This is a genomic window from Luteitalea sp., from assembly GCF_022842525.1.
Classification (GTDB): domain Bacteria; phylum Acidobacteriota; class Vicinamibacteria; order Vicinamibacterales; family Vicinamibacteraceae; genus Luteitalea.
Genome location: NZ_JALHPM010000206.1, coordinates 1 through 10491, shown reverse-complemented (window position 1 = coordinate 10491; position 10491 = coordinate 1). Strand labels below are relative to the sequence as shown.

Genomic DNA, 10491 nt, shown 5'->3' with positions numbered 1-10491 from the left:
GGCAGCAGCGTCCCGGAGCGTCGCGCCGGCCGCAGGCGCCGCCACAGCGCGACCACGCCGGCCAGGCCCAGCACGAGGTTCGGCAGCCAGCGGGCGAGCCACGGCTCGAGGTAGCGGCCCTTGGCCATCGACTCGCCGATCCACATCACGGCGTAGTAGATGAAGATGACGGCGAGGCCGAGGACGAAACTCGCCAGGCGTCCGTCCTTGCGGTCGGTCGCGCCGAGCGCCACGCCGAGCAGCACGAACACGAAGCAGGCGGCGGGAATCGAGAACTTCTTGTGGATCTCGAGCCACTGGCCGTGCGACGAGTCGCCGCGGGCTTCGACTTCGGCCGCCCTGGTCAGGAGCTCCGCGATCGACATCTCGCGTTCGCCGCGCGCCGGGCCCTGACGCGGGAACACACTCTCGGGGTCCAGCGGCACGATCGTCTCGGCGAAGGTGCTGATGTCGTAGCCGTTCGGATCGCGGTCCGACGTGCTGTGACGGCTGCCGTCGGTGAGCACCATCTGGATGGTGCGTTTGGCCCGGTCCACGAGCATGCGGCCGTGTTTCGCCACGTACAGCACCGGGTGCTGCGGCGACCTGGTGTCGGCGGCGACCACGCCCGTCCAGCCGCCCGTCTCGGGCACCTCACGGACGTAGACGACGAAGCCGGGGAAGTCCTCGAAGAAGACGCGCGGCTTCACCTCGCCTTCGGCACGGTCAGCCACGAGCCGGGTCGTGATCTCGCGGAACGTCTGGTTGGCATCGGGGATAGCCGAGATGAGCACCCAGGAGGTGGCCGCCCAGCCGAGCACGCCCACGAAGAGGGCCGGACGGAGCAGACGCAGCGGGCTCAGGCCGCAGGCCTGCATGGCCACGACCTCGCGGTCGCCCGACAGCCGGCCGAGGGCCACGAGCAGCCCGACCAGCAGGGCCATGGGAATCGTGAGGCCCAGGGCCTGCGGGACGAGCGTGACCATGACCCGTGCCACGGTCAGCCAGGGCACCCCCTTGGCAATCATCGTTTCGGCTTGCGCGATGATGAAGGGGATAATCAGGATGAACGTGAGCACGAGCAGCGCCAGCGCGAAGGGCGCCAACACTTCGCGAATTACGTACCGGTCGAGCGTGCGCATGCGCGGCTGACCTGATTGTACCAGCAGCATGCCGTCACCTCCCGTCAGGCTCGCGCTTCTCTGGCACATGCACCAGCCGTACTACCTCGACCCGGAGACGGGCGAGTCGGTGCTGCCGTGGGTGCGGCTCCACGCGCTCAAGGACTACTGGGGCATGGTGGCGCTCGTGGACGAGTGCCCCGGCATGCGGGCCACGTTCAACATGGTGCCGTCGCTCGTCGAGCAGGTCGAGGCCTACGCGCAGGAACGGACGTGGGATCGACAGCTGGTGCTCGGGCTGCGCGAGGCCGACGCCCTCGACCGCGCCGAGGCCGAGTGGTTCATCCGCGAAGGGTTCCACGCGCATCCGCCCACGATGGTCGACCCCTACCCGCGCTACGCCGAACTCTGGCGGCTGCAGGCGGGGGAGCGGCCCTTCGATCTGGCGGCACTGCGCGATCTGCAGGTCTGGCAGAAGCTGGCCTGGGTGGACCCGGACATCGCCGCCACCGACCCGCGGGTGCAGCGCCTGCGCGCCAAGGGGCGCGACTTCGACGAACACGACAAGCACACGCTGCGGGCGGTCGAGCTCGAGGTCCTGCGCCGGATCGTCCCGGCCTGCAAGGCCGCCGCGGCGCGCGGCCAGGTGGAGCTGTCGTGCTCGCCGTACTTCCACCCGATTCTGCCGCTGCTCTGTGACTCCGCCGCGCACCACGACGCGCATCCCGGCGCGCCGCTTCCGGAGCCGCCCTTCATCTGGCCGGCCGATGCCGACGCGCAACTGGCGCGCGCCATCGACGCGCACACGCGCTGGTTCGGCCAGCCGCCGCGCGGCGTGTGGCCGTCGGAAGGCAGCGTCTCGGCGGCCGCGGCCGACGCCATCGCCCGCGCCGGCTTCCGGTGGATGGCCACCGATGAAGACATCCTGAAGCGCTCGCGCGCGCTGGCCGGGCAGCCCACGCCTGACGTACTGAAGTTCCGCGCCCACGCCTTCGCGACGCCGCACGGCGACGTGCGGATGCTGTTCCGCGACCACGGCCTGTCGGACGCCATCGGCTTCGTCTACCAGAGCTGGCCGGCCGAGGCCGCGGTGGACGACTTCGTCGGCAAGCTGCGCGCGATCGGCGCACATTTCGCCGCGGTGGATGGCGGCCAGGCCATCGTGCCGATCATCCTCGACGGCGAGAATGCCTGGGAGCACTACGCTGGCGGCGGCCGGCCGTTCCTGCGCGCACTCTACCGGCGCCTGGCCGAGGCGCCCGACATCGAGCCGGTCACGATGCACGAGGCGACGAGCGGGGAAGTCACACCCCTGACTCGCCTCTTCGCCGGCTCGTGGATTCACGCCGACTTCGGCATCTGGATGGGCCACGCCGACGACCGGCGCGCCTGGGTCCAGCTCGGCCAGGCGCGGGCCCGTTTCGAGGCCCACCGTGCCGAGCTGACGGCTGAGGCGGCGGCCGAGGCGATGGACGCCCTCCAGGCGGCCGAAGGCAGCGACTGGTTCTGGTGGTACGGTGACGACCACTCATCGGCGCACGATCGCGATTTCGACGCGTTGTTCCGCCGGCACCTGCGGCGGGCCTGGCGGGCCATGGGCGTCGAGCCGCCCGAAGAGCTGCATCGCACCAACATCACGACCGCCGTGGCCGGCGACGACGTGCTGCGGTTGCGGCTGGCCGCCGAGCCGGCGGCGACGACCGCGACCACGGCGAGTTACTTCGCGCGGCTCGGTGCCGCGCCGCTCGAGCGGTCGGCCGGGTCGATGCACCGGGTGGGCCGCTCGGCCATCACGCGCTGCGATGCCGGTGCGACCACGGACGGGCTGGTGCTCTGGGTAGAGGCCGCGGACGGCGTCGGCCTGGCCGTGGAGTCGGTGGCGCTCGATTCGGGCGCCACGCCGGTCACGCGCGACATTCCGGGCGGCCGTGTTGTCATCCCGTGGGAGGCGCTCGGCGCCGGCCCAGGCACGGTCGTGCGCCTCAGGGTCGTGGCCCGTGACGCCGCGCGGCGGATCGTCGAAACGGTGCCGGGCGACGGACTCGCGCGCCGCGTCGAGCTGCCAGCCGTGAGCGCCGGCGCGGCCGTCTGGACGGCCTGAGTCACCGCCGCGGGGCATCCGGGTCCGCGGTCGTCGCCGGCCCGAGCATCTGCCAGGGCAAACCACCCACAAACCATCAACAGCCACAATTGCGGCCTATTATCATTAGAGTCTGATAATATATCTTATGTAAACTAAGCTAGGAAGAAGGGCCGGGGGAAGTGCCCGATCTGCTGCGGCGGTCCGGCTCGCCGCCCGTGGCGTATCGCGCGTGCGTTACGCTGCGCGGCGTCGCGAGGGAATGTCGTTCGGTGTGGCGCGGCCCGAATCACGACTCCGTGGCCGTGATTCGGGCGCGTCTGAGGTGGGATGTCCGGACGTCGCGTCCGGGACTACTGCTGGTGTCTGAGGTCGTCGAGGATGGCTTCGAGGGCGCTGATGACCTCGTCCTTCGACGCCTGCTTCTTGCTGAACGTGAGGCGCAGATTGAACGCCTTGGTCGGCGGCCGGAAGCTGAAGACGAACGCCTTCGGGCGTCCTGGGCCGGGCTTCGGCTTTTCCTGTTCCTTGCGGAGCTGCTCGCGGGTCACGCCTTGCGTGGCGATCTTCTCGACGAGCGCGGCCATCTTCTTCGGGTCGCCCTGGCGGGCCACCTGGAGCAGGATCGACTTACTGGAGATGTCCGCGAGGCGGCACACCTTGCGCACTTCCGGCGGGATGCTCGTGAGCGACAGCGACTCCGTGATCGAGGTCCGCGACTTCCCCAGCCGCTTGGCCAGATCCTCGTGCGTATAGCCGCACTTGGTGCTGAGGCTGTGCAGCGCTTCGGCTTCTTCGAAGGCCGTCAGGTCCTTCCGCTGGATGTTCTCGACGAGCGCGAGCTCCAGCATCTCGGTGTCGTCGACGTCGCGGACGACGACCGGCAGTTCGACGATGCCGGCCCGGATGGCCGCCTGATAGCGCCGTTCGCCGGCGATGATCTGGTAGCGCTCGCCGCGCTGGCGGACGATCAGGGGCTCGATGATCCCCTTTTCGGTGAGCGACGAGACCAGGTCCGAAAGGTCGCCCATGGCCTGCCGCGGCTGGTCAGGGTTGGGATCGACCTTGTCGATCGGCACCATGCGGCCCACGGGGGTGGCCGCCGAGGCCGCGAGGGTGTCCACGTAGTGCGCGTCGTGGCGCATCTGGAGAGCGACTGGAAGACCGCGTGGTTTAGGCACGTTCGATGACCTCTTCGCACAGGCTGTAGTACTCGCTCGCCCCGGATGACTCGGGCGCGAACGTGAAGATGGACTCGCGATACGCCGGACTTTCCTCGAGCCGAACGCTCTTGCTGATGACCGTCCTGAACACCTTTTCTCCGAACACCTTGCGAATCTGCGCCAGGATGTCGCGTCCGAGGGCCGTCCGGCGGTCGTGCATGGTGATGACGACGCCGAGAATCTTGAGCCCGGGGTTGGGACGCTGGCGGACCTTCTCGATCGTCTCCAGGAGGTCGTCGGTGCCTTCGAGGGCGAAGTACGACGACTGGATGGGGATGAGCAGGTGCGTCGCCGCGACGAGCGCGTTGACGGTCAGCAGGCCCAGCGCCGGCGGGCAGTCGATGACGATATGCGTGAACGTCGTGAGACGCGCGAGCTGATCCTTGAGGCGGAACGGCGCGTCGAGTTCGCCGACGAGGCGCGACTCCAGCTTGGCGAGGGAGATGCGCGCCGGGGCCACCGACAGGTTCGGCACGGCCGTCGGCTTGATGACTTCCTGCATGTCGAGTGCGGGGTCGACGAACACGTCGTACATCCCCCGCTCGACTTCGCGCAGGTCGAGATACGACATGCTGCTGTTGGCCTGCGGGTCGAGGTCGATGAGGAGCGTCGACTTGCCGCGAAGCGCCAGCGCGGCCGCCAGGTTGAGGGCGGTCGTGGTCTTGCCGACGCCGCCTTTCTGATTCGCGATGGCGAGGATCATTGATGACGGATGTGGCTGCAGCGGTATGGGAAATCCGAACCGCCCGGGGGGACCGAGTGCGGTCATTCTAGGAGTGCGTGTGCAACGGCGTCAAGGCTCGGCCGTTGTCGGATCGTGTGTCGGCGGGAAATTGCAGGCGCTAAATGCCTACAAACGTGCAAGTTAGAGCAATTGTCGGCCGGCCGACAATTCGTGCGCGGCGCCCCCGGCGTGGAGGGTGGGCCGCTACATCTTGTACTTGCCGAGGTCTTCCGGGTCGAGGCTCTCGAGCCACTGGTGGAGGCGTTCGCCGTCGACCTTGGCCGTGCTGGCGTCGATGGTCTTGGCGCTGTCGATGACCGACTCCTCCACCCAGATCGGCGACCGCGTGCGCAGCGCCAGGGCGATGGCATCGCTCGGGCGGGCGTCCACCGCCACCTTCCCCGCCGGCGTGTCGAGATGGATGTGCGCGAAGAACGTGTTGTCCTTCACGTCCGACACGACCACCCGCTCGACGCTCGCCTGCAGGTCGTGAATGACGTTGCGCAGCAGGTCATGGGTCATCGGCCGCGGCGTGTGCACGTTTTCGATCTGGAGGGCGATGGCGTTTGCTTCGAACACCCCCACCCAGATCGGCAGGATGCGCCGGTCCTGGTCGTCGTGCAGGATGACGATGGGCATATTGGTCACGGGGTCGACCGTGAGGCCCTTGATCGTCATTTCAATCAGCACGTGGTGACCTCGGTGGCGGGCGTGGCGGCCTGCACGGGCTGGCCCCACACGCCGAAGGCGCCGGCGCGTTCGATACGGACCGGCACGAACCTGCCGAGCCACGACGACTCGCCCGGGAAGTTCACCACGGTGTTGCCCGACGTGCGGCCGGCGAGTTCCCACGCGCGCCGCTTGCTGGTCGTGTCGACCAGCACCTCGACCGTGCGGCCGATGGACGCCTCGTGGAGGCTGGCCTGAATCCCCTTCTGCAGCGCCTGGAGCTCGACGATGCGGCGGGTCTTCTCCGCCTCCGGGACGTCGTCGGGCATCCGCTGCGCGGCGAGGGTGTTCGGCCGGGGTGAATACTTGAACGAGAACATGCTGTGGTATCCGACGGCTTCGGTGAGGGACAACGTCTCGCGAAAGTCGTCGTCGGTCTCCCCTGGGAACCCAACGATCATATCGGTCGAGAGCTGCAGGTCCGGGAGGGCCGTCTTCAGTTTTTCCACGAGCGTGAGGTACTCCTCCCGCGTGTGCCGGCGGCGCATCGCCTTGAGTATCCGCGTCGAGCCTGATTGCACCGGCAGGTGCAGGTGGCGGCAGACCTTGGAGAGGTCGCGCATCGCGGCGATGAGGCGGTCCGAGCAGTGGCGCGGATGCGGGCTGGCGAAGCGGATCCGCTCGATGCCGCGCACCTCCTGCACGGCTTCGAGCAGGCCGGCGAAGTCGCAGGCGGGGTCGTCCGGCGCCTGGTAGTGGTTCACGATCTGGCCGAGGAGCTGCACTTCGCGCCGTCCGCTGGCGGCCAGTTCCTCCACCTCGCGGATGATCTCGGCCTTGGCGCGCATGCGTTCGTGGCCGCGGGTGTACGGCACCACGCAGTACGAGCAGTAGTCGTTGCAGCCTTCGACGATGGTGACGAAGCCCTTCACGGGATCGTCGCGGCGCGTGAGTCCGAGCGGAAACGTCGGTTCGTCGTACGGCGTGGCCACGTCCACGAGCGGCTGGCTGGCGGCTTCGGCCTGGGCCACGAGCACCGGCAGCATCTTCACGCGCTGCGTGCCGATGACGATGTCCACGAGCTTCGACTTGGCGAGCACCTGCGCGCCTTCCTGCTGCGCGACGCAGCCGGTCACGGCGACCATCGGTGCGCGGCCGGTCCGCCCGGCGAGCCCCTTGATGTGGCCAAGGCGGGTGTACAGCTGTTCCTCGGCGCGTTCGCGCACCGAACAGGTGTTGATGACGACGAGATCGGCGTCGTCGTCGGCGTCCGTGGCCTCGAAGCCGGCCTGCTCCAGCAGCCCGGCCATGCGTTCCGAGTCATGCACGTTCATCTGGCAGCCGTAGGTTTCGATCAGGTATTTCTTGGCCATTATTTGCGGACTTTCGCTTTCGCCCCACGGGCGCTTTCGCCTTTCGCTTTCGCCTCTGGCGCCACTTTCGCTTTCGCCTGGAGGAGCGTCCGGGCGGCCGAGAGGACGTCGCTCGAGAGCGCGCTCTCCCCCGCCATCATCCGGGCGATCTCGTGCTCCCGGGCGCCGTCGTCGAGCCGCGTGACTGAGGTCACCGTGCGGGGGCCCTTGACCGCCTTGTCGATGCAGTAGTGCGTCGAGGCCATCGCGGCGATCTGCGGCAGGTGGGTAATGCAGAGCACCTGGGTGCGCTGCCCGAGCGACCTGAGCTTCTCGCCGACGACCGAGGCGGCGCGCCCGCCGATGCCGGCGTCCACCTCATCGAAGATGAGCGTCCGGGCCGGGTGCTCCCCCGCCGAGAGCGTCTTGAAGGCGAGCATGATGCGGGAGAGCTCGCCGCCGGAGGCAATGCGGGCGAGTGGCCGCGGGTCTTCGCCGGGGTTGGCGGCCAGGAAGAACTCCGCCGCGTCGATGCCACCGCTGTGCCAGCCCTGCGGCGTCTCGCTCGTCGCGAGCCGCACCTCGAAGCGGGCGCGCGCCATGCCGAGTTCGGCCATGCCGGCTTCCACGGCCGTCCCCAGCGCCTTCGCGGCACCGTGCCGGGCCTTCGACAGGGTGCGGGCCACGGCGAGGAATGCCGCGCGCGCCTGGTCGAGCGCGGCCCGGGCGGCGTCCTTGTGCTGGGCGCCGCCGGTGAGGGCCTCGAGTTCGCGCTCGAGCGACGCGGTCTTCGCGCGGACGTCGTCGAGCGTCGGGCCGTGCTTGCGCTTCAGGCGTTCGAGCAGGGCGAGGCGGTCTTCCACCTCCTGGAGCCGCCCGGGCGAGGCATCGAGGCCGTCCGCGTAGTCGCGGAGCGTGAGCGCGAGGTCGTCGAGCTGCGCCTTGATCCCATCGCGCGCGGCGACATGTGTCGCGAACGTCGCGTCGATCGCGGAGAGTTCACTGACCCGCTTCCAGACCTGGGCGAGCGTGCCGAGGGCGGCGTGTTCCTGTTCGTAGAGCAGGCCGTAGGCCTCGGTGCAGAGGGTCTGCAGCCGCCCGGCATGGCGCAGCACGTCGCGCGTGCGCTCGAGCGCCTCGTCCTCGCCTTCGGCCACCGCCGCCTTGCGCAGTTCGGTCAGGTGGAACTCCACAAGTTCGAGGCGGCTCGCCCGTTCGCCGGCATCGAGCTCGGCGCGCGCCAGCGCTTGTTCCGCGTCGCTGACGACGGCCCAGGCGGACGCCACCGCCGCGGTCTGGTCGCCGAGGCGGGCCCAGGCATCGAGCATCGGGAGATGGGTGGCCGGATCGAGCAGCGCCTGATGTTCGTGCTGCCCGTGCAGCTCGACAAGGTCGCTGACGAGCGTGCGCAGGGCCGCGGCGTTCACGAGCTGGCCGTCGACGAAGGCGCGGGAGCGGCCCTGGGCGGTGATCTCGCGGCGCACCACGAGGTCGCGGCCGTCGGGCGTTTCGAGCTGGGCTTCGACGCTGGCGGTGTCTTCGCCCGTACGGACGAGATCCGAGGACGCGCGTCCGCCGAGCAGGAGCCCGACGGCCTCGACCAGCATCGACTTGCCGGCGCCGGTCTCACCCGTCAGGACGTTGAACGATCGTTCAAACTCGACGGCGGCCGACTCGATGACCGCGAGGTTCTTGATCGCCAGATACCGGATCATCGACGGGTCGCCAGGGGTCGGCCACGCGCGTAGGACGGTGGAGACGGAAGTGCCATCGTATCATGGGTTTGACAGAATTTCCCACGACGTGTTACGTTTGCACACCCGCGCTGTTCCCAGCGGCGCATCTCTCCCCTGACAGTGGAGGTGTCGTTGCGCACGTCTGGATTGTTCTTCCTGGCCCTGCAGGCGCCGGAGGCTGAAGCACCCGTTCGCGGGTCACTCAGCATCCTGCAGCTCGTGGCGGAAGCCAGCCTCGTCTCCAAGGTCGCGCTCGGGGTGCTCGTCATCTTCTCGATCGTGTCGTGGGGCATCATCTTCTCGAAATGGCTGGCGCTGCGCCGGGCGCGCCAGCAATCGAAGTCGTTCCTCGACGTCTTCCGCAAGAGCGCCAAGTTCTCCGAGGTGCAGGGCGTCTGCAAGTCGCTCGAACACTCGCCTCTCGTCGGGCTCTTCCAGGCCGGCTACGCGGAGCTGAACCTGCAGCTGCGGGCCGACCCGAAGTCCACACCGGCCAGTCCAGGGGCGCCGGCGGCACGTCCAACCCTCAAGAGCCTCGCCGCGGTGGATCGCGCGCTGCTCCGGGCGTCGTCCGTCGAGGTGAACAAACTGGAGCAGCAGGTCACCTTCCTCGCCACCACCGCCAGCCTGGCGCCGTTCATCGGCCTCTTCGGCACGGTGTGGGGCATCATGTCGGCCTTCGCGGGCATCGGCGCGCAGGGCTCGACCGATCTCGCCGTGGTCGCCCCGGGTATCGCCGAAGCCCTGGTGGCGACGGCGGTCGGCCTCTTCGCGGCCATGCCGGCCGTCTACTTCTACAACCACTTCACCTCGACGGTGAAGATCATGGCTTCCGAGATGGACGACTTCGCGCTGGAGTTCCTGAACATCTCGGAGCGGAACTTCACGTAACGCCATGCCGAAAGTGATGGCGTCCTCGCCGGGCAGCGGCGGCCGGTCGCGCGGGCGGCGGGTCTCGACCACGCTCGCCGAGATCAACGTGATCCCGCTCGTGGACGTGATGCTCGTGCTGCTCATCGTGTTCATGGTGGCGGCGCCGATGCTGCAGAAGGGCATCGAAGTGAACCTCCCGGTGGCGGCGCGGGCCACGAAGCTGCCCGAAGAGCGGCTCTACGTGACGGTGCCGGCCTCGTATCGCCGCGACAAACGGGTGCAGATCGGCGACGACCGCGACGGCATTCCGCTGACGGCGCTGCGTGAGCGCATGCGCCAGGCGATGGCGGAGCGCGACGAGAAGGAAGTGTTCCTGCGCGGTGATGCCACCGTGCAGCTCCAGGAGCTCACCGAGGTGATGGACGCGCTCAAGATCGGCGGCGTCGAACGCGTGGGCATCCTCACGGCCACTCCGTCCGGACGCCGATGACGATGGACGCCGTCTCGCAGGTTATCGCCGCCCGCTACGAAGTCGATCGCACGAGCCCGATGCTCGGCGTGTCGGCGCTCGTGCATGCGGCCCTCGCCGCGGCGGTGTTCCTCGTGCCGGCGGCGTGGATGGGCATCAACGTCGCGCCGGAAGAACCGGTGATGACGGTGAGCCTGGCCGGCAACGTCGGGCCGCAGACCGGCGGCCGGCAGGTCGAGAGCCGGCAGGCCACGCAGGCCGTGGC

Annotated in this window: 10 protein-coding genes; 4 read left to right on the top strand and 6 right to left on the bottom strand. The window is 68.9% G+C overall.

Features of this window, described 5'->3' with window-relative positions:
* Window positions 1-1151, bottom strand: a 1151-nt coding sequence (locus Q0C41_RS26460) for an LptF/LptG family permease (protein ID WP_291989118.1), incomplete at its 3' end; no start/stop codon positions are given.
* Between Q0C41_RS26460 and Q0C41_RS26455 the strand changes: the two genes are divergently transcribed.
* A complete protein-coding gene (locus tag Q0C41_RS26455; protein WP_291989115.1) occupies window positions 1150-3201 on the top strand; it encodes a glycoside hydrolase family 57 protein in 2052 nt (683 codons plus the stop codon). The genes Q0C41_RS26460 and Q0C41_RS26455 overlap by 2 nt on opposite strands.
* Window positions 3202-3533: 332 nt before the next feature.
* Here Q0C41_RS26455 and Q0C41_RS26450 read toward each other — a convergent pair whose 3' ends face one another.
* The 5 genes from Q0C41_RS26450 to recN form a co-directional block, all read right to left on the bottom strand.
* Window positions 3534-4325, bottom strand: coding sequence for a ParB/RepB/Spo0J family partition protein (locus Q0C41_RS26450; RefSeq protein WP_291989113.1), 792 nt, complete (start codon window positions 4323-4325; stop codon window positions 3534-3536).
* Between the two features lie 28 nt (window positions 4326-4353).
* A complete protein-coding gene (locus Q0C41_RS26445; protein WP_291989111.1) occupies window positions 4354-5106 on the bottom strand; it encodes a ParA family protein in 753 nt (250 codons plus the stop codon).
* Window positions 5107-5331: 225 nt separating this feature from the next.
* A complete protein-coding gene (locus Q0C41_RS26440; RefSeq protein WP_291989109.1) occupies window positions 5332-5817 on the bottom strand; it encodes a bifunctional nuclease family protein in 486 nt (161 codons plus the stop codon).
* Entirely contained in the window at window positions 5811-7169 is a 1359-nt protein-coding gene (gene miaB / locus Q0C41_RS26435; protein WP_291989108.1) for a tRNA (N6-isopentenyl adenosine(37)-C2)-methylthiotransferase MiaB, read from the bottom strand. The genes Q0C41_RS26440 and miaB overlap by 7 nt, the downstream gene beginning before the upstream one ends.
* On the bottom strand, window positions 7169-8863 hold the full coding sequence (gene recN / locus Q0C41_RS26430; protein ID WP_291989106.1) for a DNA repair protein RecN: 1695 nt from the start codon (window positions 8861-8863) through the stop codon (window positions 7169-7171). Before recN ends, miaB begins: the two co-directional genes overlap by 1 nt.
* 153 nt (window positions 8864-9016) lie before the next feature.
* Between recN and Q0C41_RS26425 the strand changes: the two genes are divergently transcribed.
* The 3 genes from Q0C41_RS26425 to Q0C41_RS26415 form a co-directional block, all read left to right on the top strand.
* A complete protein-coding gene (locus Q0C41_RS26425) occupies window positions 9017-9775 on the top strand; it encodes a MotA/TolQ/ExbB proton channel family protein (RefSeq protein WP_291989104.1) in 759 nt (252 codons plus the stop codon).
* Between the two features lie 4 nt (window positions 9776-9779).
* Window positions 9780-10247 (top strand): biopolymer transporter ExbD, encoded by a 468-nt coding sequence (locus Q0C41_RS26420; RefSeq protein WP_291989102.1) that lies wholly within the window; start codon window positions 9780-9782, stop codon window positions 10245-10247.
* Window positions 10244-10491: hypothetical protein (locus Q0C41_RS26415; RefSeq protein ID WP_291989100.1), on the top strand; the 248-nt coding region annotated here is incomplete at its 3' end. The genes Q0C41_RS26420 and Q0C41_RS26415, both read left to right, overlap by 4 nt.